This is a genomic window from Novosphingobium kaempferiae, from assembly GCF_021227995.1.
GTDB classification, from domain to species: Bacteria; Pseudomonadota; Alphaproteobacteria; order Sphingomonadales; family Sphingomonadaceae; genus Novosphingobium; species Novosphingobium kaempferiae.
In genome coordinates this window covers 2,645,873-2,669,703 of record NZ_CP089301.1, presented here as the reverse complement: position 1 = coordinate 2,669,703, position 23,831 = coordinate 2,645,873, and the positions used below count along the sequence as shown (strand labels likewise).

Sequence of the window (23,831 nt, the reverse complement as noted above, 5' to 3'; positions counted from 1 at the left end):
GGTGTACGCCAATTCGGCCATGCTTCGTCATTGCGAGCGCAGCGAAGCAATCCATGGTCAGCCCCTATGCCGGTCTGGGCCGCTGGATTGCTTCGCTGCGCTCGCAATGACGAAGTGGGGATGGGGATTCGACAGGACGCGACCTCCGATAAGATCACCATTGAACATCGTTGCAGTGCAGCAAGGTTTCGCGCACATTCCCCGACGATGATCAAGGCAGCCCTGCACCATCTCACCCGCTACCGCTATTCGCGGCGCATCCGTCTCGGCCCGCAGGTGATCCGGCTCCGCCCGGCGCCGCACAGCAGGACCGAGGTTCCGAACTATTCGCTGAAGATCAGCCCGCCCGAGCATTTCCTGAACTGGCAGCAGGACCCGCACGGCAACTGGCTGGCGCGCGTGGTGTTCCCCGACCCGGTCGACCACTTCTCGATAGAGGTGGACCTGCTGGCGGAAATGGCGGTCATCAACCCGTTCGACTTCTTCGTGGAGCCGGATGCGGAGGAATATCCCTTCGCCTATTCGCCCGCGATGAAGGCGGACCTTTCCGCCTATTTCGAGGTCGAGGAGCAGGGCCCGCTGTTCGAGGCGCTGGTCGCCGAACATGCAGACTACGAAGGGCGCACGGTCGATTTCCTCGTCGACATCAACAGCCGCCTGCAACAGCGCATCGACTACGTGATCCGCATGGAGCAGGGCGTGATGACGCCTGAGGAGACGCTGAAGGTCGGCATCGGATCGTGCCGCGATTCGGCGTGGCTGCTGGTGCAGCTGCTGCGGCGGCTGGGCTTCGCGGCGCGCTTCGTGTCGGGGTACTCGATCCAGCTGGTGGCCGACGTGCTGCCCAAGGAAGGCCCTGTCGGCGTGCTGGAGGACGTGACCGATCTTCACGCATGGGCCGAGGCTTACGTGCCGGGCGCGGGCTGGATCGCGCTCGACGCGACATCGGGCATGTTCGCGGGCGAGGGGCACATTCCCCTGTGCGCCGCGCCGCATTACCGCTCCGCCACCCCGATCGAGGGCATGGCCGAGCCCGCCGAGGTCGATTTCGACTTCAAGATGAACGTCAGCCGCATCGCCGAAGCGGTGCGCATCACCAAGCCCTTCACCGACGAGCGCTGGGAAAACCTGCTGAAACTCGGCGACAAGGTGGACGCCGACCTCAACGCCTGGAACGTCAACCTGACGATGGGCGGCGAGCCGACCTTCATCGCCGCCACCGATTTCGAGGCGGCCGAGTGGAACAGCGCCGCCGTCGGCCCCACCAAGGCGGCCTACGCCGACCGGCTGATCCGCCTGCTGCGCCAGAAGTTCGCGCCGGGATCGCTGCTCCATCACGGGCAGGGCAAGTGGTATCCGGGGGAGACGCTGCCGCGCTGGGGCTATTCGATCTACTGGCGCAAGGACGGCCAGCCGATCTGGCGCGACGACAGCCTGGTCGCAGGCGAGAAGCCGCTGGAGAAGGGCGGCGATCCCGATCCGGTGCCCAGCATTGATGTCCTGTCCGCCGCCAACCTCCTTGCCGCCACGGCCGAGGGGCTGGGGCTGGAGAGCGACTTCGTGCAGCCGGTCTACGAGGATCGCGGCGTCTGGATGCTGCGCGAGGACGAGCTGCCGGTGAACACCACGCCGATGGACCCGTCCATCGAGGACGAGGAACTGGCGCGCCGCTTCCGTCGCACCTACCGGCGCGGCGTCGACAGCCCGGTCGGCTTCGTGCTGCCGGTGCAGCGCTGGAATGCGCGCGATGCCTCCGCGCCGCGCTGGAAGAGCGAGTACTGGCGCGTGCGCAAGGGCGTGCTGACGGCGGTGCCGGGCGATTCCGCGCTGGGCTATCGCCTGCCGCTGGGCTCGCTGCCTTACGTCGGGCCATCGGACTTCCCCTATATCCACCCGCGCGACACCGCCGAGCCGCGCGAGCCGCTGGCCGACTTCCGCCGTCAGGTGATCGAGCGCGGTTCGCAGACGCGCGAGACGCTGGCGGGCCAGCGCTTCGAGACGGTGCCCGAGCCGCGCAGCGTCGCCGGGCCGGTGGTCGAGCAGGACATCATCGAGGGCGCGGTGCGCACCGCCGTGACGGTGGAGCCGCGCGGGGATTACCTCGCCGTGTTCATCCCGCCGACCGAGCGGCTGGAGGACTACCTCGAACTCGTCGCCGCGATCGAGGTGGTGGCCGAGGAACTGAAGCTGCCGGTGCGGATCGAGGGCTATCCTCCGCCGCCGGACCCGCGCCTCACCGTGCTCAAGGTCACGCCCGATCCCGGCGTGATCGAGGTGAACATCCACCCCTCCACCAGCTGGCGCGAGACGGTGGAGATCACCGAGACGCTCTACGACTGCGCGCGCGAGATCGGGCTGACCGCCGACAAGTTCATGGTCGACGGGCGCTCCATCGGCACCGGTGGCGGCAACCATATCGTGCTGGGCGGGCCGACGCTGCTCGACAGCCCGTTCATCCGCCGCCCGGACATGCTCAAGAGCTTCGTCACCTACTGGCAGCGGCATCCCTCGCTCAGCTACCTGTTCTCCGGCCTGTTCATCGGACCGACGAGCCAGGCCCCGCGCATCGACGAGGCGCGGCACGACGCGCTCTACGAACTGGAGATCGCGCTGGCGCAGGTGCCCGGCCCGCACATGCAGCAGCCCGCGCCGTGGGTGGTGGACCGCCTGTTCCGCAACCTGCTGGTGGACGTGACCGGCAATACCCACCGCACCGAGATCTGCATCGACAAGATGTTCAGTCCGGACGGCCCGACCGGCCGCCTCGGCCTCGTCGAGTTCCGCGGTTTCGAGATGCCGCCCGAAGGCCGCATGTCCTGTGCCCAGCAACTGCTCCTGCGCGCGCTGACCGCGTGGTTCTGGCGCGAGCCGGTGGAAGGCCCGCTGGTCCGCTGGGGCACGCAGCTGCACGACCGCTTCATGCTCGGCCATTTCGTGTGGGCCGACTTCCTCGATGTGCTGGGCGACCTCAGGCGCGCGGGCTACGACTTCGACCCTTCGTGGTTCGAGGCGCAGCGCATGTTCCGCTTCCCGGTCCACGGCGAGGTCGAGGGCGGCGGCGTGTCGCTGGAGATCAGCCACGCTCTCGAACCGTGGAACGTGCTGGGCGAGACCGGTGCGATCGGCGGCACCGTGCGCTACGTGGACAGCTCCACCGAGCGTCTGCAAGTCAAGGCGACCGGGCTGGTCGAGGGGCGCCACGTCATCACCTGCAACGGTCGCCGGGTGCCGCTGACCAAGGTGGGCCATGGCGAGGGCGTCGGCGGCGTGCGCTACAAGGCGTGGTGGCCCGCCGAGAGCCTCCACCCGATGCTGCCGCCGCATGCGCCGCTGACCTTCGACATCTACGACTTGTGGAACGGCCGCTCGCTGGGCGGCTGCGTCTATCAGGTCGCGCATCCGGGCGGGCGCAACTACGACACCGTGCCGGTCAACGACTACGAGGCCGAGGCGCGGCGCAAGGCGCGTTTCCAGGATCACGGCCACTCGCCGGGGCCGCTTCCGGTGCCCGCAGAGGAACTGCCGAGCGAATTTCCCTACACTCTCGACCTCAGGCGGCCGTCGCGGCTAATGTAGGGCGATGTCGAAGGGGTATTCCGAAGTCGATGCCGCCTTCCCCCTTGATGGGGGAAGGATAGCGCAGCTTGCCGCGTCAGCGGCTAGCGAAGCTTGGATGGGGGTGAAGCAGCGTCGCGCCAGGCCTCTCACCCCCGCCCAACTTCGACTAGTTCGCTACGCTCTCAAGCCTTCGTATCCCTCCCCCATCGAGGAGGAGGGGAAGCGCGTCATGCCATGGTAACCCGCCCCGATCTTGCCCCCGCCGCCAGCTGGCTGGACGGCTACGCCGCCGCCGCCTCGCGCGGGGATTTGTTCGGGGACGCCAGTCGTCCGGTGGCCGAGTGCTGGCGCAAGGTCGCGGCGGGGCTCTCGGCGGCGACGGACGGGGATGCCTCGGCCCTGCAGGACGCCACCGCGCGCCATGCCGCCGACCTCGGCCTCGCCTTCCGCCAGACCGGGGACGAGGACGAGCGTTCGTGGCCATTGAACGCCATGCCGCTCATCGTCGGCGCGCAGGAATGGGCACAGGTGGAGCGCGGCCTGATCCAGCGGGCCGAGCTGATGGAGGCCGTCGCCACCGACATCTACGGCGAGCAGAAGCTGGTGGCGGACGGCTATCTCCCCGCCGCCGTCGTCGCGGGCAGCCCGTTCTTCGCGCGGCGCATGATCGGGCGGACGCCGCCGAACGGCCGCTTCGTCCACGTCTACGCCGCCGATCTCGCCCGCGGCCCGCGCGGGCAGTGGCGGGTGCTGCAGGACCGCGTGCGCGTGGCGGGCGGCATCGGCTATGCGCTGGAGAACCGCCTCGCCATGTCGCGCGCCATCGGCAACCTGCTGGCCGACGCCCACGCGCGCCGCCTGTCGGAGTTCTTCGCGCGCATGGTGGAGGGCATGACCGCCGCCTGCCGCCGCGAGAATCCGCGGATCGCGCTGATGACGCCGGGCCGCTTCAACCAGACGTATGCGGAACAGGCGCACCTCGCGCGCTATCTCGGCCTGCCGCTGGTCGAGGGGCGCGACCTGACCGTGCTGGACGAGAAACTCTACGTCGGCACCATCGCGGGGCCCAAGCGCGTGGACGCGGTGTGGCGCTGGATCGACACGACGGCGATGGACCCGCTCTCGTTCGATGCGAAGTCGCAGCTGGGCGTGCCCAACCTGTTCGACGCCTGGGCGGGCGGCGGGGTGGAGATGGTCAACTGGCCGGGGGTGGAGGTGCTCGAGTCCGCCGCCTTCGCCGCCTTCATGCCGCGCCTGTGCCGCACCCTGCTGGGCGAGGCGCCGATCCTGCCCAACGTCGCGACATGGTGGTGCGGGCAGGCCGTGGAAAGCTCCACCGTCGCCGCCCGGCTGGAGGAACTGGCGCTGCTGCCCGCGTTCGGCCAGCCGGTCGAGGGCCTGTCCAGCCGCGATCCCGTCGCCGGGGCCAGCCTCGACTGCGACACCCGCGATGCGCTGATCGAGGCGCTGTGGCGGCGGCCCATGGACTATTGCGGGCAGGAGATCGTCCACCTTTCCACCACGCCCGCGATCATCGACGGACAGATCGTGCCGCGCCCCTTCACCGTGCGCGCCTTCGTGGCGCGCACCGCCGACGGCGGCTGGACGGTGATGCCCGGCGGCTTCGCGCGCCTCTCGTCCCGCACCGCGCTGCCGACATCGCTGATGGGCGACGGGGACTTGTCCGCCGACCTGTGGGTGGTGGACGACAAGCCCGCCGCCGCGCACCTCGGCAGCCGGGTGGCGGGGGAGCCGCCGATCTCGCGCGGGGGCGGCATCCTCGCCAGCCAGACGGCGGACAACCTGTTCTGGTTCGGCCGCTACAACGAACGGGCCGAGGCGACCGTGCGGGTGGTGCGCGCGATCCTCGCCAATCCGGCGGACAGCGACGGTGCGGTGGACCACGAAAACGCCGCGCTGCCCCGCCTTGCCGCGCTGCTGGTGGAAGGCGGCGCGATAGAGGCCCCGACCGCCAAGCTCTCCATCGCCAAGATCTGCGCCCGCGCGCTCACCGAGACGCGGCTTCCGGGCGGCGTCGCCGCGCTGATGCGTCGCCGCCAGCAGGCGGGCATGGGCCTGCGCGAACGCCTTGCCCGCGATTTCTGGCGCATCGTCAGCCGCCCGATGCCCTCGATCAACGTCGACCGCCCGCAGTCCATGCTGTCGAGCGCGCGCTGGCTGACCGAGCATTTCAGCGCGCTGGCGGGCCTCATTTCCGAAAACATGGTGCGCTCCGCCGCGTGGCGCTTCCTGGAGATCGGGCAGCGGCTGGAGCGCGCGCAGGCGATCTGCCGCATGGCCCGCCGACTGACGCAGGAGGGCGACGTGATCGCACTCGGGCTGCTTCTCGACCTCTGCGACAGCCAGATCATCTACCGCAGCCGCTACCTGACGGGCCCCTCCGCCAACCCGGTGCGCGACCTCGTCCTGCTCGATCCCGACAACCCGCGCGCGCTGGTGTTCCAGGTGGCTGAGATCGTCGCGCACTTGTCCGCGCTGCCGTCCTCGCGCGATGACAACATCCCCGAGCCCCCGCTGCGCGCCGCTCGCGCGCTGCTGGGAGAGCTTCAGGCCGCGCTTGCACCGGACATGACGCCCGAACGGCTGGAGGCTATCGAGGCGCAGCTTCTCGCCCTGTCCGACGCGATTTCCGAGCGGTACTTCCTGCAACTCGACAACGAGGACGCCGAAAGGCGCACGACGCTGCTGTAATGGCGCTCAACCTGACCATCCCATCCTCGTCATTGCGAGCGGAGCGAAGCAATCCAGCGGCACGCGCAACGCTGGATTGCTTCGCTCCGCTCGCAATGACGAGGGGCGTGAAGGAAACCTGATGCGCTACTCCGTCAGCCACATCAACACGCTGAAATACGCGCATGCGGTCAGCATGGCGCAGTTCAACGTGCGCCTGCGCCCGGCGTCGTGGAACGGGCAGGTGGTGAGCGACTACAAGCTGACGCTCGACCCCGCGCCCGCGCAGGTGGTGCTGGGGGAGGGCGGCTATCACGTCAACGAGGCCCGCTTCGCCCTGCGCGAACCCACCAAGCAGATCCAGATCGAGAGCCGCTTCACCGTGGAAGTGGAGCCGCTGCCGTTCTTCGTCGAGGACGCCGCCGGGCCAGGCCTCGCCGAGCTGCGCGAGCGGGCGATGAAGAAGCCGGATCTCTCCGACCTCGCCCCCGCGTCGTACATCTTCGCCTCGCCCATCGCGCAGCCTCAGCGCGAGATCGCACGCTGGGCGGGCGCGCTGCTGGACGAGGCGATGCCGGTGATGGAGGCGGGCCGCGCGCTGATGTCCGCCATCCATTCGGAATTCACCTACGATTCGGACGCCACCGAGACGGATACGCCGCCGATCGAGGCGTTCAACCGGCGGCACGGGGTCTGTCAGGACTTCAGCCACATCATGATCATCGCCGCGCGCGCCCACGGCATCCCGGCGGCCTACGTCAGCGGCTATCTGCGCACGCTGCCACCGCCCGGACAGGAGCGGCTGGTCGGCGCCGACGCCATGCACGCCTGGGTCAACCTGTGGTGCGGCGAGGAACTGGGCTGGGTGGGCTTCGACCCCACCAACGACAAGCTGGCCGACACCGACCATATCTTCCTCGGCATGGGCCGCGACTATGCGGACGTGGCGCCGCTCGACGGGCGGTTCCGGGGCGCGTCGGAGCAGGCGATGTTCTTCTCGGTGGATGTCTCGCCGCTGGATTGAGCTTACGTCGTCCCGGACCTGATCCGGGACCGCTGGCCGGGGCGGGACACGAGGTCCGCATCCATCTCTTCGTCATTGCGAGCGTAGCGAAGCAATCCACGGTCGGCCCGCCACGCTGGATTGCTTCGCTACGCTCGCAATGACGAAAGGATAAGCGATGAATTGCCGATTCGCGCAGAGTGAAGCCGGACCGCGTCAGCGCCTATCTAGCGCGGCCCGACTCCACTCTGCGCGAATCGCGCTACATTCAGTGGCTGCGGCCGGGATTCGCCACCGGCTCGCCCGGAAAGATCCCCGCGATGGCGAGCGCCGCGCCGATCTTGGACAGCGTATCGAGCATGTCGCCCACGCTTTCCTCGGCCACGACCAGATCCAGCGTTTCGCGAGTCGCGGTGGGGCCGCGGTCGCGCAGGGAGGTGATGAGTTCGAGAATCACCGCCTCGTGCTCGGAAACGTGGCTGCATCCCATCGGGCAGAACGCCAGCGTATCGAGGGCGTCGCGGTTCAGCAGCACCATGGCGCGGTGGAACGGCTGGAGGCCGCCGATCATGCGCCAGCGCGCGAAAGCGGGGGCCAGAAGCTGGGCCGGACAGCGCTTGTGCCCGATCGCCGTGACCCATGCGCGCATGGACCAGACGAGGAACCGGCAGCCTTCATCAAGGCCACTGAGAGGGCGGTCGACGTACTTGTACATGGCGGGTCTCCTTTTAGGGCTTGCACATGCGAATGATTATCATTAGCTACTGTTACGCGGCTTGCTCCTCTCGTCAAGCCTGCACCAAGCCCGAAGAAACGCTTGTCATGGGGCGTTTCTTCCATCCTGTGACCTTGGCCGGGGCGGCTCCTTGCCTTGCCCGCCCCGGCCGTCTTTTCCCGAGGTCACGGAAGAGAGAAATCCTGAGGATTTTGGCCAAAAAAAGCCCGTCATCCCGGCGAAGGCCGGGACCGCTGGCTGTCTTTAGGCGCGTGCTATCGGCCGGGGCTTCGACAAGCTCAGCCTGAGCGGATTTGATGGATTCGCTCTAAATCCCGCTCAGGCTGAGCTTGTCGAAGCCCCGGCGGGCAGGGCGCCACGTCGGGATGACGGGGCGGTTTCCACCGCCAATGCCGGTCTATCCGCCCTCTATCCCCGCCTTATCCACAGCATCGCCCACAGGCGCGCGAATCACCTGTAGTCAAACCCGCCCTTCGGCTGGATCTTGAGCGAGTTCTGCTGGAGCGCGGTCATCAGGTAGGAACCGACCAGCATCGGATATTCCAGCATTTGCTTCTCGTCCCAGCTTTGCGCCAGCGTGTCCCACGTCGCGTCGCTCATGCAGTGGTCGGACAGCAGTTCCTCCACGCCGCGCAGGATCGCCGATTCGTGCGCGGTCCAGCCGGGTGCGGAGGAGCCCTCGGTCACGCGGTCGATCTCCTCCACCGTGAGGCCGAACGCCTTGCCGATGTCGACGTGCTCGCTCCACTCGAACGGTGCGCGGGCGAGCCAGGCGAGGCGCAGCACCGCCAGTTCGCGGTCGCGGGCGGGGATGACGCCCTTCGCCAGTTCGATGCCGAGCACCATCTGCCCCTTGAACATCCCCGGGTGGCGCAGGGTGATGAGGCTGACGTCGGGGAAGGGGCGGCTTTCGGGGATGGAGAACGCGGCGCGGATCACCTTGACCTGCTCCATGCCCTCGGGGCTGACCTCCTCCAGCGTGAGCGGGGCGTAGCGGGGGCCGTCGGCGACGGTCTGCGCCATGCGGGCCGGGGCATCGAAGCTGTAGGTGCCGGTGATCGGTTCGGGCATTCGCTATCCTCTTAGTCAGGCCGCGTGATTGCTGAGGGCGCGGTCCATGTGTTGCAGGTAATCGGTGAAGCGGGCGCGCACGGCTGCGGGGTCGAGCCCGAAGGCGGCGGGGTCGGGCTTGGCCATGCGCTCGGCCTTGCTGTTGCCCGCCCACCAGTCGGCCATGGCCTGCGCGAACGCGGGCGAGACCTCCTCGCCCAGCCAGGCGTAGAGGCGGCGCACCTCGCCCACCGGGTCGGCCTGCATGGCGGTGAAGTGGATGTCGAAGAAGCGGTGGTCCTGCCCCCGCTCGCGAAAGGCGATGGCGCGGGTCATCGCCTCGGACCAGCAGCCGACGTTCAGGTCGCCGATGTAGCCGTGGTCGACATGGTCGGTGAACTTGCCGATGATGTCCGCGTAGACGGTCGCGACCGACAGCATCACGTCGGTCGGATCGCGGTGCGTCATGACGAAGCGGGCGTCGGGATAGGCGGCGTCGAGCGCATCGAGATAGAGCATGTGCGTCGGCGCCTTCAGCCGCCATGGACGTGCCGGTTGACCCCACTGAAGGAGCTTCAGGGTGCGCTTGTGGTAGGTGTAGGTGTCGTTCAGTGACGCCTCCAGCAGCCATTGCGAGTAGCTGGGGATATGCGCGAAGGCCTGGAAGATCTGGCTGCGGAAATCGAGCGCCATGAGATCCTGACACTCCATCGCGCCGTCGATCCCGCTCGGCGTGCGGCTGCCGCCCTTGAGGGTTTCGTCGGCGGCGCTGGCGCTGGAGCCCCGGCGCGGGTCCGGTCCTTCGACCGTGGAGGGCGGCGGGCAGGGCTGCGAACTCTCCCAGACTCGCAGATATCTGACGTTCGGATCGCTGGAGAGGAGGTAGGACAGCGCCGATGAACCCGTGCGCGGCAGGCTGACGCCGAACAGGGGCGCACGGATTTCCTCGCCCTCGATCTCGGGGTGGCGGGAGTACCAGTCCTCCACCATCAGCCGCTGGCGCAAGTGCAGCCCGATGCGGTCGCGCAGCGCATGTTCGCCCACGGCATTGAGCCGCGCCTCGGTATTGAGCGCCGTGACCAGCCGTTCCAGGCCCTCGCGGAAATTATCGTCGCCGAAGTCGGAAAGCCCCGTCGCGGCCTGCGCTGCGGCCATCAGGTCGGTGGCTGGTTCCATGGCGCTCTCTCCCCGTCCCTTGGCCGTCCGGTCTGCCCGGTTCTTGGGGAGCACTATGCGCGGGGCCGCGGTGAGCGCCAAACGCCGCGGCGATACCCTATCTTCGTTCGTCATTGCGAGCGCAGCGAAGCAATCCAGCGACGAGGGCCGACCGTGGATTGCTTCGCTGCGCTCGCAATGACGACAAGTGGGTGAACGCTATCCCCGCGCCGCCCGTACTGCCGCGCCGCCCGCGAAGGGTGCGATGGCGATGAGGACGAGGCTGGCGGCCGCCGTCAGGGCAAGGCCGCTTTCGCCGCCGGTGCCCAGGCTCCCGGCGCCGAAGATCAGCACCGGCACCGCCATCGGGATCACCAGCAGGCCCGAGAGCGCCGCCCCGCCGCGCAGGCCCGAGGTCAGCGCCGCCACCGTCACGCCCAGCGCGGCAAGGCCGGGAGTGCCCGCTAGCAGGCCGATCTCGACGATCCGCAAGGTCCGCCCGTCCAGCCCCAGCAGCGCGGCGGCGGGCAGGGCGGCGAGCATCAGCGGCGGGCCGAAGCTCAGCCAGTGGGCGGCGACGCGCACCGCGATCACCAGTTCCTCGGAGATGCCGCGCAGCGCCCACTGGTCGAACATGCCCTGTTCGATGTCGGGCTCCACCAGCCGGTCCAGCGGCAGGATCGCGGCGAGCAGCGCGGCGACCCAGATCACCCCGCCGCCGGTCTTTGCCAGCAGCGGCGCGTCGGGGCCAACCGCGAAGGGATAGAGCATCGCCACCGAGAGGAAGAACAGCACCGGCAGCAGTGCCCCGCCGCCGCGTCCGCCGAGCAGCAGGCGCGCAAGGTCGCGGCGCAGCAGGGCAGCGACGCGGCTCATGCGGCAAACTCCGCAAGCTGGAGGGTGGCGAGGCCGGGCAGGCGGAACGGCTGGTGCGATGCGATCACGGCAATGCCGCCGCCCGCGCAGTGCTCCGCCGTCAGCGCTTCGGCCAGTTCCACGGCGCGGGTGTCGAGGCCGTTGAGCGGCTCGTCCAGCAGCCAGACCCGCGCCTCCTGACCCAGCAGGCGGGCAAGGGCGGCGCGCTTCTTCTGCCCGGTCGAGAGATAGCGCACCGGCACGTCGAGCAGGTGATCGAGGCCGAGGCGCCGCAACTGCGCGTCGCTGCCGCCGTCGAGCCGCTGCCAGAACGCCAGCGCGCGGCCCAGCGGCAGCGCGGGGTCGAGCGCGGGGTGCTCATCCAGCAGGCCGACCGCGCCCTCGACCGCGACGGTCCCCTCGTAGGCAGGCGCCAGCCCGGCGAGGATGCGCAGCAGGCTCGACTTGCCGATGCCGTTGGTGCCCGCGACCTGCAGCGCCTCCCCGGCGGAGAGGGCGAGCGAAAGCCCGGCGAACAGCACCCTGTCGCCGCGACGGCACGCGAGATCGTTTGCGGCAATGGCGGCCCCTTGCATGGGCGGGAGCGATAGGGGAAACGGCTCGACCTGCCAAGGAGAGCCAAATGCCTATTGCCCGCCTCACCGATGCCGAGCGCGATGCCGCCCTTGCCGAGCTGCCCAGCTGGAACCTGCGCGAAGACAGCCTCGCCATCGAGACGGAACTGAAGTTCGCCGATTTCAACGAGGCGTTCGGCTTCATGACCCGCGTGGCGCTTTATGCCGACAAGGCGGATCATCACCCGGAGTGGTTCAACGTCTACAGCACGGTCAGGATCACCCTGACGACGCACGATGCAGACGGTCTGAGCGAGCGGGACGTGGCGATGGCCCGATTCATCGAGGGTATTCGCTGAGGTCGGGCATGCTGCAGTTCCGGGCGCAGCGCTTTCGCTTATTTTTCAATAACGTTTGAAAACATGGATCGTTGCGCCATGAAATAACGACTTAAAAAACAAAGATCTCCTCCAAATTCCGCAGGTGGATTCCACGAGTACATGCCCGGTCCTTGCCATGGTGCAGTCCGCAACGGTTCGTCGCAAGATGCGCTCCAATGAGCGGCAGAACGATACCCCTGCATAGGCGCGTTCATCTGCCCGCAAGGTTACTCTGAACAGGCAGAAGGTCCACGGTCTTCAGGTGCAGTTTCCATGCCGCACAACTTACGAAACCAGATGGATGGGGGTTCCGGCCACAGGGCGCGCGATGCGGGTCCGGTGGTCTGACGAGAAGCTGCGATCTGCAGGCCCGACTGTTCGAGTTTGAAGGAGTATCGCAATGAATCTCATTTCCAAGAGCCCGAAAGTTCTCTTGCTGGCTGCCGCGCTTTCGGGCGCAGCATCGGTCGGCGTCGCCGCACAGGCGCAGTCGCAGGCCGACGGTGACCTTGCCGTCACCGTTTCCGACACCAGCCCGGATCGTTCGACGCTGGCCGCAGGGCCTGAGGTGAAGGGCATCATCTCCGCACGCAGCGGCGACAAGATCCAGGTGACCGGCGAGGGTGGCAGCAAGACCGTCGTCGTGATCGACGACGCCACCAAGATCACCGCGACCAAGGGCCTGTTCGGCCTGAACAGCAGCAAGCTCGCCGCGACCTCGCTGCTCAACGGCCTGCCGGTCACCGTCAAGACGCTGCAGTCGGGCGGCGGCCTGCTGGCCAGCTCGATCAAGCTTACGGGCAAGGATCTCAAGACCGCGTCGATGATCCACAACGGCACCGACCAGCGCTTCGCTGAGCAGACCGCCGCGACCGACGCGCTGCGCAGCCGTATGGGCGACATCGACCAGTACAACATCAAGAGCACGACCAACGTCAACTTCGACACCGGCAAGGCCGTCCTGTCGGAAGAGGGCAAGGCCAGCCTGTGCCAGGCCGCCAGCCAGGCCGAGGGCATGGACAACGCGCTGCTGCTGGTCGTCGGCTACACCGACTCCACCGGCAACCCGGACTTCAACCAGGTCCTCTCCGAGAAGCGCGCCAGCAAGGTCGTGAACTACCTGCAGCAGGCCTGCCACTGGAAGCCCTACCGCATGCTGACCCCGACCGGCATGTCCGAGGCCGACCCGATGGCCGACAACACCACCGAGGAAGGCAAGGCGCAGAACCGCCGCGTCGCGGTGAACATCCTCGTCAGCAAGGCCGTCGACGGTCTGTAAGACGAACGGGACGGGCCTCCGGGCCTGACCTTACGGAACAAGGACGCGGGGCTGCGATGCGGTCCCGCGTTTTTGTGTGTGAGTTCGGGGGAGGCGTTGTTCCCGCGAAGGCTGGGACGGTTACGCTGCTTTATTGATGGCTGGGATGAATCCCTGCCCAACTCAAAGATCGTCGCCCCTGCGAAGACAGGGGTCTATCAGGTCCATCGCCACGGCACCGTGCTCACGGCGAGGCGACCAAGTTGGGATGGGCCCCTGCCTTCGCAGGGGCGACGGGTTTGGGTGGAGAGCGGACGTTTAAAGCCAACCACTGCGAAAGCACTGCATAAGCAGCACCGTCAAACCTATCGCTACGATAATTCGCCCAAATCTCCCTTGACGATCAAGGGTAACGCGCATTTTTTCAAAATTCTGATGGTCAGCGATGAAACAACGGCTTTCAGAGTTTCGCGCATAATCTGTGTTATCGCGCCCCGTAATGCGCCTTAATGGCACGCCTTTGTCTAAAAGATATTCTTGCTTTATTTTCTCGTAATTGCCGCTGTCGATAGCGTGTTGCTCGCGGATAATTATTCCTCTTGTCGTCCATTCCCCTCCGAAAGAAGGATCGTGCAGGAGGAGGCCATATTCGGCCAACATTTCGACGCCATAACGACCTGCGCCGAAACCCTCATAATTCACGTACTCCCATCCCCCGGGCATGTATTGATCGCAAACATTGGAAAGGGCATGCAGGAGGCGCAACTCTTCAAGTGTCGGGTTGGTCGCTGACATGTGCATTCCACTAAGCTGCTGCCACTCTTAAGCTTTCAAAGTGGCGATCTGCCATTGCGATTAGGTTAATCAGCTATGACCATTTTGGAGCGTGAACGGAAACGCGGAAATCGGCGGGTCGGGATAGGAAGCTGACTTACGTTTTAATTCTCATCGGATGTTCAATGTTCCGCGCAATGAAGGCATCAACTTCACAAAGTTGGCGGGGGAATGGCTCTGCATCGGGAAAGCTCCGATAGCTCCAGAAACGAAACCCGGCTTCCCATAACCTGCGAACTTTTTCCCATTGGTCATCTTCGCGTTTTGCCGGTGTACGAAAGGTGCGACCCATTAGGGCCAGCGCTTTTCCGCACTGAGGACAACTATGGTCCCGGTCGCCGGAACGCTTCCAAGCCTTTCGGCAATCAAAGCAAGCATGAGCGATCAGATAGTCAGGGCCCCGATGGTAAGGTGCGACAAACGGCCCCGGCGCCTTCCTATTGCCTATAGATCGGCGGACTTCCATGCGCTGTTGTTTGTCGTTGGGATGAGCCATTCCTATAGCTTGGACTGATGGCCTCATGTCCGCAATGGGGCGTAAGCCGCCAGACGGCCTTTGCTCCCAAGCGGCTGGATCGTCCGCTTTCCTACATCACCGGCGGCAGAGTAATACAAAGCCATGCCCCAGCCTCGCCGCCCTGTCGTTCAACCCTTCGCCTCCCGTTGCGCGAAACGCAAGACGACACCCTGCGCGGCACAAGGCGACACTCCCGGCCCCAAGGGAACAGGTTCCCCCTCTGGACCGTGTAAACCGTGTAAACCTCGTGTCGCCTTGTATGCCGGAGCGCCCCTAGAGCGCCGGGTTGTTGTAGCAGTGCCAGGTGAAGATCGCCGCCGCGCCCCGGTGCGGGCGCCAGCTTTCGGCAAGTTCGCGGGTGTGCTTCTCGCTCGGTCGTTCGGGAAGGCCGAGGAGCTTGCCGAGGCCGACCTGCACCGCAAGGTCGCCCGCCGGCCAGATGTCGGGGCGGCCCTCGGCGAAGAGGAGGTAGATCTCCGCAGACCAGCGGCCGATGCCCTTGATCTGCACGAGCTGGGCGATGGCCTCCTCGTCGTCGGCGGGCAGGGCGTCGAGGTCGAGGCTGCCGGCGACGACCAGCTCGCACAGCGAGCGGGCATAGCCCTGCTTCTGGCGGGACAGGCCGCAGCCGCGCAGCGCGTCGAACTCGGCGGCGAGCAGGGCCTCGGGCGCGATCGTCTCGCCCAGCAGCGCCTCCAGCTTGGCCCATACCGAAGCCGCCGCGGCGACGCTCACCTGCTGGCCGACGATGGTGCGCAAGAGCGTGGCGTAGCCGGTGGCGCGGATGCGTGGCTCGGGGTAGCCGGCCACTTCGATCGCACGCGCGATGGCGGGCTCCCGGCGGCCGATTTCGTCGAGGCCAAAGCGAAGTTCGTCTGCGGTCAAACCCATGATTTTCGCTACCTTGCAAAAGGGGGTTGCAGCCCTTAGCAGCCTGAGGCAAGTCCGCATACCAAGACAAATACGATACAGGGTGTATCACAAGGGGAATCGAGAACCATGCCGCAGATCATCGTCGTCAACCATTCGGGTGAAGAGAAGAACGTGGACGCGCCCGAGGGTCGGACGCTCATGGAAGTGATCCGCGACGACGGCTTCGACGAACTGCTGGCGCTGTGCGGCGGCTGCTGTTCCTGCGCGACCTGCCACGTCTTCATCGACCCGGCCTTCATGGACAAGCTGCCGAGCATGAGCGAGGACGAGAACGACCTGCTCGACAGCTCGGACCACCGCAACGAATACTCGCGCCTGTCGTGCCAGGTGCCGGTCACGGCGGACCTCGAAGGCCTCAAGGTCACGATCGCGCCGGAAGATTGACCTGAAGATCTGAATCGTGCGGCCGATGGCGCAAATCATTTGCGCCATCGGCCCGGGCTTCCTAACTGTCGCGCCATGACCGCGACTTTGGCCTCTGCCCCGCAACCCCGTGCCTCCACCCTCGACCTGATCGGCAACACGCCACTGGTCCTGCTCGAAGGACCGAGCGAAGCCGCAGGCTGCGAGATCTGGGGCAAGTGCGAATTCGCCAACCCCGGCGCCTCGGTGAAGGACCGCGCGGCCCTGTGGATCGTGCGCGATGCCGAGGAGAAGGGCCTGCTCCAGCCCGGTGGCACCATCGTCGAAGGCACGGCGGGCAACACCGGCATCGGCCTCGCGCTCGTCGCCAATGCGCTGGGCTACAAGACCGTCATCGTCATGCCCGAGACACAGTCGCGCGAGAAGATGGACACCCTGCGCGCGCTCGGCGCCGAGCTGGTGCTGGTACCTGCCGCGCCGTTCTCGAACCCCGGGCACTTCGTCCACACCTCGCGCCGTCTGGCCGAGGAGACCGAGGGCGCGATCTGGGCCAACCAGTTCGACAACATCGCCAACCGCAAGGCGCACATCGAATCGACCGCAGTCGAGATCTGGGAGCAGATGGGCGGCCGCATCGACGGCTTCACCTGCGCGGCGGGCACCGGGGGCACCATCGCTGGCACCGGCATGGGCCTCAAGGCCTTCGACGAGAACATCGTCGTCGCCCTGACCGACCCCCACGGCGCGGCGCTCTACAACTACTACGCTCATGGCGAACTCAAGGCCGAGGGCAATTCGGTGGCCGAGGGCATCGGCCAGGGCCGCATCACCGCGAACCTCGAAGGCGCGCCGATCGACACGCAGTTCCGCATCTCGGACGAAGACGGTCTCGAATGGGTGCGCCGCCTGCTGAGCGAGGAAGGGCTGTGCCTTGGCCTGTCGTCCGGCATCAACGTTGCGGGCGCGGTGGAGCTCGGCCGCAAGCTGGTGACCGAAGGGCGCGAGGATCCGCGCGTCGCGACGATCCTGTGCGACACCGGCTTCCGCTACCTGTCCTCGCTCTACAATGCCGACTGGCTGGAAGCGAAGAAACTGCCGGTCTTCCCTTGGCTGGCAAGGTGATGTAAACGGGTCACAGATGGCAGGAAATCGTCCGCCTATATGATCGAGTCGCCCATTATCCTTGAACCCCTGAAAGCGGCGCAGCACTTCGCGCCGCCCACCGCTCGCGAATTGCGCTCGCAGGCCGTCTATCGCCTGCAGATCGGCCTGTTCGGCCTCTGCGCGATGCTGCTGATCGTGGGCCTCGCCAATGTCATCCGCGATCGGCTGCGCGTCAACGACGCCCCGGATCCGATTCAGGATGTCGTCGCGGTAGACGCCAAGCCGACCAAGGCGGCGAGCGATCCGCTTGCCGACATCGGGGTCGTGCCTGCCGCCGATCCCAGCCCGACGCCGTCGCCGTCAACCTCTGCCGCCCCCGGCATGGAGATGACCGGTGAGCCGGCGGCGCAGACCGCGCCCTGATCTTTCGCTACTGCTAACCCTGCTGCTCGCCGCCTGCGGGCAGGGCGACGCGAGCGCGCCATCGGTGCAGGAGCAGGGCAAGGAGACGATCGGCCTCTATTCCAGCCTGCCGATCGCCTGGAACGAGAGCGCGGACATCAAGGGCCTGCTCGCCGACACTGGCCCCGCGCACTGGGCGCTGGATGCCCTGCGCGATCAGGGGCGTGTCATCTCGCTCGACGCGCTGGCGGATGCGACAGGCGCATTGCCGCTGCCTCAGGGCGCCGTGCTCGTCCTTGCACAGCCAAGGCCGCTGACCCCGCAGGAGAATGCCGCCCTCGATGCCTGGGTGCAGCGCGGAGGGCGCGTGCTGCTCTTCGTCGATCCCATGCTTACCGCGCATTCCCTGTTTCCGATCGGTGATCCCCGGCGACCGCAGGATATCGCGATGCTCTCCCCGATCCTCACGCGCTGGGGCCTGTTGCTGGAGTTCGATGATGCCCAGCCTGCCGGAGAGCGTCTGCAAGGCGCGGTGCCGGTGAACCTGCCGGGGCGATTCTCCGCTTCGGGGAAAAGCGGGACCGGGGTGGGGAAAGCCGGGGATGTGGTTGCCCGGTGCCAGATCGAAGAGGGCGGACTCGTCGCCGACTGCGTGGCGGGCAAGGGGCGGATCGTCGCGGTTGCTGACGCTGCAGTGCTCGAAAATCCTGAGGATTCGACGGAAATCGTCCCTCGGAAGGCAGCTCTGGTCGATCTGCTGCGGAAGCTGGGTGTTTCGGCGCGTTCCGGGGCCTGACGGGGATGCCCGGTGAAAAACCGGGGATGGCGCGGGATTACCGTCAAAGCCGCAGAAAACCGATGCTTTTCAAAGCTGCTTTTTAGATCTCAGGCTATGACCGGCGCGTTCCGGTAGTGACGCTTCGCCGCAAATCGCGCATTTCGGCGCATAAATGCCCACCGATCCCCACATTTCCCTTTAATCCCCGGTCTTCCCGTTATAGAACCACTGTCAATCGGAAAGGCTGATTCCTGCCGTGCCCGCTGCGGGTGCGGGCCCTGGCGCATGTGCGTCGCCGGGTGCGGGGCTCTTCATGTTCCGAGACGGCAACTTTGGGGCGATTGCGGACAGTCATGGCGGGGCAGCCATACATCTACAGCGGACCGGGCTTCTCGCTTCTGCGCGACAAGAACCGCTTCGTGCTGCCCAAGGAGCTTCGCTCGCCGGTCCGTGATTCCAGCGGCAAGGACGTGCTGTGCCTAGCCAAGCACCCTGAGTGGAAATGCCTCGTCGGTTTCGGCCTTTCGCGCGTCGACGATTTCGAGACGCAGCTCGATGCCGAGCAGGTGCGTGCGGACACTGCCGGAAAGCCCTTCAATCGCGATAGCCGCGCGATGCAGCTCTACAATTACCAGCAGGTGCCCTTCGACGGCAGCGGCCGCTTCACCATGCCGGAAGCGCTCGCCGGTCTCGCCGCGCTGGACGACCAGCTCTACTTCCAGGGCGTTGGTCGCACCGGCATCCTGATCTGGAACCCCGAAGAACTCTACAAGCACGCCGAAGACCCCGCGTTCGAGGCCGTCATCGCCACCTGCCGTTCGATGCAGGAAGCCGAAACTTCGAAAGCGAAGAAGTCGTGAGTACCCCTGACCAGCCCCATATCCCCGTGCTCCTTGAGGAGGTGGTCGCCGCCCTGAACCCCCGGGGCGGCGACCTCATCGTCGACGCGACGCTGGGCGCCGGCGGCTACACGCGCCGCCTGCTGGACGCGGGCGCGACGGTGCATGCGTTCGACCGCGATCCCGATGCCATAGCGGCTGTGCAAAACAATCCGGGGAAATGGCCGGAACTGGCCGGAAATCCGCCGCGACTCGTGTTGCACCCGCGCCGCTTCTCCGAAATGGTCGAAGGCCTTGGAGACGCAGGGATCGACAAGGTTGACGGCGTGGTAATGGACATCGGCGTGTCCTCTATGCAGCTCGATCAGGCAGGGCGCGGTTTCGCGTTCGGCTCGGACGGGCCGCTCGACATGCGCATGAGCCAGGACGGGCTTTCCGCCGCCGACTTCGTGAACGAGGCGGACGAGGCGGAGATTGCCGACGTGCTCTACCTCTACGGCGAGGAGCGCCAGTCGCGCCGCGTCGCCCGCGCGATCGTGGCGGCGCGTCCGCTGGCGACCACCGGCGATCTTGCCCGCGTGGTGCGCAAGGCGCTCGGCTACAACCCTGCCTACAAGGGCAACAGCGCGCCCAAGGATCCGGCGATCCGCACGTTCCAGGCGATCCGCATCCACGTGAACGGAGAACTGGACGAGCTCGACGCCGCGCTGGATGCGTCGGAGGAACTGCTGCGTGACGGCGGGCGGCTGGCGGTGGTGACGTTCCACAGCCTCGAGGACCGCAAGGTGAAGCGCTTCCTGCGCGATGCCAGCAGCGCCGGGCAGTCCACGTCACGCCACTTGCCGCAGACGGCGGTCGCACCTGCGCCCTTCGCGCAGGTCTCTAAGGGCGTGCGTCCTGGCGAGGCGGAACTGGAAATGAACCCACGCTCGCGCTCGGCAACCCTGCGCAGCGCGGTCCGCACCGATGCCCCTCCAAGAAAGCCTGATGGCGCCCCCGGCCGAAGGAATGTCGCATGAACCTCACCAGTGACCGCGTCCGATCGATCGGCTGGGCATCCGTGCTGGTGGTCTGCGGCGCCATCACCATCGGCCTGACGCTGCGCGTGAACGCGGTGAAGAGCCAGGTGCACGACACCGAGAAGAAGATCGTCTGGGTGAAGCAGGACATCGACTTCCTCCAGACCGAGTTCCAGACCCGCTCCAACCAGCAGGCGTTGCGCGACCTCAATGATCTGGAGTTCGGCTACAAGGCGCCGACGGCGGGGCAGTACATCGAAGGCGAGCGCCAGCTTGCCGCGCTGGGCGTCCCGGCGGGACCGGGCGCGCCTTCGCCGATCCGCTACGCCAATGCCGAAGTGCCCGCCGATGGCGAGAACGGCGGCAAGGGCGGTCCTTCGCTGCTCGCGATGGTCTCGCCGGTGGCGGGCGCTACGGCGGCAGCGCTGTCCGAGGCACCCAAGGGCAGGGCCGAGGCCCGCGACCCGGAGCGCGAGGCGATCGCGCGTGACGCGGCTGCGCTCGGCAAGCGGCTTGCCCGCATCGAGGTCGCGGAGGCTGCCCAGCAGTGAACGCGCCGGCCTTTCCTCTCGGCACGATACCGACCACGGTTTCCGTCGGGCGTAGAAGGCTGGTCAATGTCCGCCAGCGCTCGCTGCTGGTGGCGAAGATGCGCACGCTCTGGATTCTGGGTGTGTTCGTTCTGGTCACGGTCTGTGCGCTTCTACGCATCATCTACCTCGGCTTTACGGGCGTTGCGCCGCGCCAGGGCGATCTGGCCGACATGCTGGTCCCGGCACGCGGCGAGATCGTGGATCGCAACGGCGTGGCGCTGGCCCGCGACTTCCGCGTCTATTCGCTGTGGTTCAATCCCAAGGCGATGACCGAGGGATCGGCGCTGATCGGCAGCCCGGAGGAAGTGACCGCGAAGCTCCTGCGCATCTTCCCCGATCTCGACCGCGACGAGATTCTCGCCAAGCTGCGCTCGGGCAAGCCGGGCTACCTGCGCAAGTCGCTGCTGCCGGAGGACGCCAACAAGGTCCACGCGCTCGGCGAACCGGCGCTTGAATTCCCGCTGGAGGCGACGCGCTTCTTCCCGCAGGGCTCGATGGCGGCGCATGTGCTCGGCTATGTCGACAGCTTCGGGCACGGCAAGGTCGGCATGGAACAGGCCTTCAACGACCAGCTCGTCAGCCATGAAGGCCGCACGAGCCCCTCCGTCCTGTCCATCGACTTCCGCGTGCAGAGCGCGCTGGAGGATGAACTTGCGCGTGCCATGCAGTTGAGCGCGGCCAAGGGCGCGGCGGGCGTCATCCTCGACGTCGATACCGGCGAAATCCTCGCGCTGGCATCGCTGCCCTCGTTCGACCCCAACCATGTGAAGCCCAACGACATGGTGATCGCGCCCGAACTGGCGGCGCAGGGCGAAGTGCCGCACGGCTTCAACCGCGTGACCAACCAGGTTTACGAATTGGGTTCGACCTTCAAGCCGATCACTGTCGCCTCCGCTCTGGACGCGGGCGTCGTGACCGACCTCGGCCGCCGTTGGGACGCGACCCCGCTGCATGTCGGCCGCTTCACCATCCATGACCTGCACAACTACGGCTCGTCGCTGAACGTGCCGGAGACGCTGATCCACTCGTCCAACACCGTCAGCGCGCGCATCGCGGACGAACTGGGCGGGGTGCGGCTCAAGAAGACCATGGAAGCGCTCGGCATGAACGAGCGACCCTATGTCGAACTCCCTGCGCGCGGTTTCCCGATCTGGCCGAGCGGCGAATGGCCGCGCCTGCGCACGATGACGGTGGCCTATGGTCACGGCATCGCGGTGACGCCGCTGCACCTTGCCTCGGCCTATGCGGCACTCGTCAACGGCGGCATCTGGCGTCCGGCGACGCTCAAGAAGCTGGCTCCCTCGGACATTCCCGCCGGTCGCCGCGTGTTCAAGGCATCCACCAGCGCGCGCCTGCGCCAGTTGCTGCGCATGATCGTGAAGTACGGCACCGGCCGCAAGGCGGACGCTCCGGGTTTCCGTGTCGGAGGCAAGACCGGTTCGGCGGAGAAGCCCGGCGTCGGTGGCTATCGCAAGAGTTCGCTGATCGCGACGTTCGCCTCGGCCTTCCCGATGGACAAGCCGCGCTACGTCGTCATCGCGATGATGGACGAGCCGCAGGGCACTGCCGCCACCTCCTACCAGCGCACCGCCGCATGGAACGCCGCCCCGGTGATCCAGCGCGTCGTGCCGCGCATCGGGCCGCTGCTCGGTGTAATGCCGGACGAGACGCGCGACATCGACATTACCGACCTCAAGCCGCTGGTGCCCGAAGGAGCCGACGGAGAATGAAACTGAGCGCTCTTTGCGCAGCCGCCGGCCTGCCGGCGATCGGCAGCGACGCCAACGTCACCGGCTTTGCGATCGACAACCGCAAGGTCGCGCCGGGCACCGTGTTCGGCGCGTTTCGTGGCACCCGCTTCAATGGCGAGGACTTCATCGCCGCCGCCATCGAGGCGGGGGCGGTCGCCGTCGTCGCGCATCCGGATGCGAAGGTCGAAGGCGCGATCCACTTCGCCGACGAGGAACCGCGTCGCCTTTTCGCAAGGCTGGCCGCGCCGTTCTTCTCTCCGGTGCCCGAGACGCTCGTTGCAGTGACCGGGACCAACGGCAAGACTTCGACCGTCGAACTGACCCGCCAGCTGTGGCGCATGGCGGGCGAGCGGGCTGCCTCCATCGGCACGCTGGGCGTGACGACGAGCGACGAGACCGTTTCCACCGGCCTCACGACGCCCGATATCGCGACGTTCCTTGCGAACCTCTCGGGCCTCGCACGCGAGGGCGTGACGCACGTCGCCTACGAGGCGTCGAGCCACGGACTGTCGCAGTTCCGCATCGAGGGACCGCGCGTTGCGGCGGGCGCCTTCACTAACCTCAGCCGCGACCACCTCGACTATCACGCGACGATGGAGGAATACTTCGCCGCGAAGATGCGACTGTTCGACGAAGTCGTGGTTGACGGCGGCACGGCGGTCGTCTGGGCGGACGACGTGTGGTCGGACAAGGCGATAGAACATGCAAAGGCGCGCGGCCTCAAGCTGTTCACCGTGGGCGAGAAGGGTGCCGACATCCGTCTCGTCAAGCGGACTCCGGGCGGCCTCGGGCAGAAGCTTGAGATCGAGTTCGAAGGCAAGGCCCGCGTCATCGACCTGCCGCTGATCGGTGCCTATCAGGCCGCCAACTCGCTGGTCGCGGCGGGGCTGGTGATCGCCACCGGTGGCGATGCGAACGCGACGTTCGACGCGATGAAGCGCCTCGTCACCGTACGCGGGCGGATCGAGCGGGCCGGGCTGAATGCGGCGGGCGCGCCGATCTATGTCGATTACGCGCATACGCCCGATGCGCTGGAGGCGGCCATCGCGGCGCTGCGTCCGCATGTGACGGGCAAGCTCATCGTCGTCTTCGGCGCGGGCGGCGATCGCGATCAGGGCAAGCGCCCGGAAATGGGCAAGGTGGCGAGCGCCGGGGCGGACCTCGCCATCGTAACCGACGACAATCCGCGCGGGGAAGACCCGGCGGCGATCCGGGCGATGGTTCTCGCCGGGATGCAGCCGGGTGCGCGGGAAGTGGGCGACAGGCGCGAGGCCATCGGCGTCGCGGTCGCCGCAGCCGGGGCAGGGGACATCGTCCTCATCGCCGGCAAGGGACACGAGCAGGGGCAGATCATCGGCAGCGGCGACCACGTGCGCGTCCTGCCATTCGACGATGTCACCGTGGCCAGGGAAATGGCCGGTTCACTGGGAAGGTAGG

Annotated in this window: 21 protein-coding genes; 14 read left to right on the top strand and 7 right to left on the bottom strand. The window is 66.9% G+C overall.

The features are described 5' to 3' along the window. Positions 1–207: 207 nt before the first annotated feature. The 3 genes from LO787_RS12085 to LO787_RS12075 all read left to right on the top strand — a co-directional run bounded on the left by LO787_RS12085 (position 208) and on the right by LO787_RS12075 (position 7,273). Complete coding sequence (locus LO787_RS12085; protein WP_232496076.1) at positions 208–3,576, top strand: transglutaminase family protein; 3,369 nt, start codon at positions 208–210, stop codon at positions 3,574–3,576. 216 nt (positions 3,577–3,792) lie between these two features. Next, entirely contained in the window at positions 3,793–6,270 is a 2,478-nt protein-coding gene (locus tag LO787_RS12080) for a circularly permuted type 2 ATP-grasp protein (RefSeq protein WP_232496075.1), read from the top strand. A gap of 121 nt (positions 6,271–6,391) precedes the next feature. After that, positions 6,392–7,273, top strand: coding sequence for a transglutaminase family protein (locus tag LO787_RS12075; RefSeq protein ID WP_232496074.1), 882 nt, complete (start codon positions 6,392–6,394; stop codon positions 7,271–7,273). Between the two features lie 247 nt (positions 7,274–7,520). Here the strand turns inward: LO787_RS12075 and LO787_RS12070 are convergent, their stop codons facing one another. From LO787_RS12070 to ccmA, 5 genes are all read right to left on the bottom strand, one after another. After that, complete coding sequence (locus LO787_RS12070; RefSeq protein WP_232496073.1) at positions 7,521–7,967, bottom strand: hypothetical protein; 447 nt, start codon at positions 7,965–7,967, stop codon at positions 7,521–7,523. A 471-nt stretch (positions 7,968–8,438) separates the two neighbouring features. After that, the gene (locus tag LO787_RS12065; RefSeq protein ID WP_232496072.1) at positions 8,439–9,059 is read right to left on the bottom strand and encodes a carboxymuconolactone decarboxylase family protein; all 621 of its coding nucleotides are present in this window, start codon (positions 9,057–9,059) and stop codon (positions 8,439–8,441) included. Between the two features lie 15 nt (positions 9,060–9,074). Next, positions 9,075–10,214, bottom strand: a complete 1,140-nt coding sequence (locus tag LO787_RS12060; RefSeq protein WP_232496071.1) for a sulfotransferase family protein — start codon at positions 10,212–10,214, stop codon at positions 9,075–9,077. Between the two features lie 198 nt (positions 10,215–10,412). Beyond that, entirely contained in the window at positions 10,413–11,069 is a 657-nt protein-coding gene (locus LO787_RS12055) for a heme exporter protein CcmB (protein ID WP_232496070.1), read from the bottom strand. After that, the gene (gene ccmA, locus LO787_RS12050) at positions 11,066–11,644 is read right to left on the bottom strand and encodes a heme ABC exporter ATP-binding protein CcmA (RefSeq protein WP_232496069.1); all 579 of its coding nucleotides are present in this window, start codon (positions 11,642–11,644) and stop codon (positions 11,066–11,068) included. The genes LO787_RS12055 and ccmA overlap by 4 nt, the downstream gene beginning before the upstream one ends. A 47-nt stretch (positions 11,645–11,691) precedes the next feature. Here ccmA and LO787_RS12045 point away from each other — a divergent pair, with 47 nt between their 5' ends. After that, positions 11,692–11,982, top strand: coding sequence for a 4a-hydroxytetrahydrobiopterin dehydratase (locus LO787_RS12045; protein ID WP_232496068.1), 291 nt, complete (start codon positions 11,692–11,694; stop codon positions 11,980–11,982). Positions 11,983–12,403: 421 nt separating this feature from the next. Then, positions 12,404–13,282, top strand: coding sequence for an OmpA family protein (locus tag LO787_RS12040; RefSeq protein ID WP_232496067.1), 879 nt, complete (start codon positions 12,404–12,406; stop codon positions 13,280–13,282). A 297-nt stretch (positions 13,283–13,579) separates the two neighbouring features. On the opposite strand, the gene LO787_RS12035 is transcribed toward LO787_RS12040, so the two are convergent. Both LO787_RS12035 and LO787_RS12030 read right to left on the bottom strand, forming a co-directional pair. After that, positions 13,580–14,056 carry a hypothetical protein gene (locus tag LO787_RS12035; protein WP_232496066.1) on the bottom strand — a complete coding sequence of 159 codons (477 nt, stop codon included), beginning with the start codon at positions 14,054–14,056 and terminating at the stop codon, positions 13,580–13,582. A gap of 829 nt (positions 14,057–14,885) precedes the next feature. After that, positions 14,886–15,503, bottom strand: coding sequence for a DNA-3-methyladenine glycosylase family protein (locus LO787_RS12030; protein WP_232496065.1), 618 nt, complete (start codon positions 15,501–15,503; stop codon positions 14,886–14,888). Positions 15,504–15,611: 108 nt separating this feature from the next. Between LO787_RS12030 and LO787_RS12025 the strand changes: the two genes are divergently transcribed. The 9 genes from LO787_RS12025 to LO787_RS11985 all read left to right on the top strand — a co-directional run bounded on the left by LO787_RS12025 (position 15,612) and on the right by LO787_RS11985 (position 23,830). Beyond that, positions 15,612–15,929 carry a 2Fe-2S iron-sulfur cluster-binding protein gene (locus LO787_RS12025; protein WP_232496064.1) on the top strand — a complete coding sequence of 106 codons (318 nt, stop codon included), beginning with the start codon at positions 15,612–15,614 and terminating at the stop codon, positions 15,927–15,929. Positions 15,930–16,004: 75 nt separating this feature from the next. Then, positions 16,005–17,030 carry a cysteine synthase A gene (locus LO787_RS12020; protein WP_232496063.1) on the top strand — a complete coding sequence of 342 codons (1,026 nt, stop codon included), beginning with the start codon at positions 16,005–16,007 and terminating at the stop codon, positions 17,028–17,030. Between the two features lie 39 nt (positions 17,031–17,069). Then, complete coding sequence (locus LO787_RS12015) at positions 17,070–17,435, top strand: hypothetical protein (RefSeq protein WP_232496062.1); 366 nt, start codon at positions 17,070–17,072, stop codon at positions 17,433–17,435. Beyond that, positions 17,407–18,210 carry a DUF4350 domain-containing protein gene (locus tag LO787_RS12010; RefSeq protein WP_232496061.1) on the top strand — a complete coding sequence of 268 codons (804 nt, stop codon included), beginning with the start codon at positions 17,407–17,409 and terminating at the stop codon, positions 18,208–18,210. Before LO787_RS12015 ends, LO787_RS12010 begins: the two co-directional genes overlap by 29 nt. Before the next feature lie 335 nt (positions 18,211–18,545). Further along, positions 18,546–19,052: a division/cell wall cluster transcriptional repressor MraZ gene (locus LO787_RS12005; protein ID WP_232496060.1), complete on the top strand. Its 507-nt coding sequence runs from the start codon at positions 18,546–18,548 to the stop codon at positions 19,050–19,052. Then, on the top strand, positions 19,049–20,050 hold the full coding sequence (rsmH, locus tag LO787_RS12000; protein ID WP_232496059.1) for a 16S rRNA (cytosine(1402)-N(4))-methyltransferase RsmH: 1,002 nt from the start codon (positions 19,049–19,051) through the stop codon (positions 20,048–20,050). The genes LO787_RS12005 and rsmH overlap by 4 nt, the downstream gene beginning before the upstream one ends. After that, entirely contained in the window at positions 20,047–20,601 is a 555-nt protein-coding gene (locus tag LO787_RS11995) for a hypothetical protein (RefSeq protein ID WP_232496058.1), read from the top strand. Before rsmH ends, LO787_RS11995 begins: the two co-directional genes overlap by 4 nt. Next, positions 20,598–22,373 carry a peptidoglycan D,D-transpeptidase FtsI family protein gene (locus tag LO787_RS11990; RefSeq protein ID WP_232496057.1) on the top strand — a complete coding sequence of 592 codons (1,776 nt, stop codon included), beginning with the start codon at positions 20,598–20,600 and terminating at the stop codon, positions 22,371–22,373. Before LO787_RS11995 ends, LO787_RS11990 begins: the two co-directional genes overlap by 4 nt. Next, complete coding sequence (locus LO787_RS11985) at positions 22,370–23,830, top strand: UDP-N-acetylmuramoyl-L-alanyl-D-glutamate--2,6-diaminopimelate ligase (RefSeq protein WP_232496056.1); 1,461 nt, start codon at positions 22,370–22,372, stop codon at positions 23,828–23,830. The genes LO787_RS11990 and LO787_RS11985 overlap by 4 nt, the downstream gene beginning before the upstream one ends. Position 23,831: the final 1 nt, after the last annotated feature.

Excerpts from the sequence above, each read along its gene's own strand:
- LO787_RS12080 (WP_232496075.1), top strand. The coding sequence starts at position 3,793 with ATGGTAACCCGCCCCGATCTTGCCCCCGCCGCCAGCTGGCTGGACGGC.
- LO787_RS12045 (WP_232496068.1), top strand. The coding sequence starts at position 11,692 with ATGCCTATTGCCCGCCTCACCGATGCCGAGCGCGATGCCGCCCTTGCC.
- LO787_RS12005 (WP_232496060.1), top strand. The coding sequence starts at position 18,546 with ATGGCGGGGCAGCCATACATCTACAGCGGACCGGGCTTCTCGCTTCTG.
- LO787_RS12065 (WP_232496072.1), bottom strand. The coding sequence starts at position 9,059 with ATGCCCGAACCGATCACCGGCACCTACAGCTTCGATGCCCCGGCCCGC.
- LO787_RS12070 (WP_232496073.1), bottom strand. The coding sequence starts at position 7,967 with ATGTACAAGTACGTCGACCGCCCTCTCAGTGGCCTTGATGAAGGCTGC.
- LO787_RS11995 (WP_232496058.1), top strand. The coding sequence starts at position 20,047 with ATGAACCTCACCAGTGACCGCGTCCGATCGATCGGCTGGGCATCCGTG.
- LO787_RS12035 (WP_232496066.1), bottom strand. The coding sequence starts at position 14,056 with ATGTCAGCGACCAACCCGACACTTGAAGAGTTGCGCCTCCTGCATGCC.
- LO787_RS12055 (WP_232496070.1), bottom strand. The coding sequence starts at position 11,069 with ATGAGCCGCGTCGCTGCCCTGCTGCGCCGCGACCTTGCGCGCCTGCTG.
- LO787_RS12025 (WP_232496064.1), top strand. The coding sequence starts at position 15,612 with ATGCCGCAGATCATCGTCGTCAACCATTCGGGTGAAGAGAAGAACGTG.
- LO787_RS12020 (WP_232496063.1), top strand. The coding sequence starts at position 16,005 with ATGACCGCGACTTTGGCCTCTGCCCCGCAACCCCGTGCCTCCACCCTC.
- LO787_RS12040 (WP_232496067.1), top strand. The coding sequence starts at position 12,404 with ATGAATCTCATTTCCAAGAGCCCGAAAGTTCTCTTGCTGGCTGCCGCG.
- LO787_RS12030 (WP_232496065.1), bottom strand. The coding sequence starts at position 15,503 with ATGGGTTTGACCGCAGACGAACTTCGCTTTGGCCTCGACGAAATCGGC.
- LO787_RS12060 (WP_232496071.1), bottom strand. The coding sequence starts at position 10,214 with ATGGAACCAGCCACCGACCTGATGGCCGCAGCGCAGGCCGCGACGGGG.
- LO787_RS12075 (WP_232496074.1), top strand. The coding sequence starts at position 6,392 with ATGCGCTACTCCGTCAGCCACATCAACACGCTGAAATACGCGCATGCG.
- LO787_RS12085 (WP_232496076.1), top strand. The coding sequence starts at position 208 with ATGATCAAGGCAGCCCTGCACCATCTCACCCGCTACCGCTATTCGCGG.
- LO787_RS12015 (WP_232496062.1), top strand. The coding sequence starts at position 17,070 with ATGATCGAGTCGCCCATTATCCTTGAACCCCTGAAAGCGGCGCAGCAC.
- ccmA (WP_232496069.1), bottom strand. The coding sequence starts at position 11,644 with ATGCAAGGGGCCGCCATTGCCGCAAACGATCTCGCGTGCCGTCGCGGC.
- LO787_RS11985 (WP_232496056.1), top strand. The coding sequence starts at position 22,370 with ATGAAACTGAGCGCTCTTTGCGCAGCCGCCGGCCTGCCGGCGATCGGC.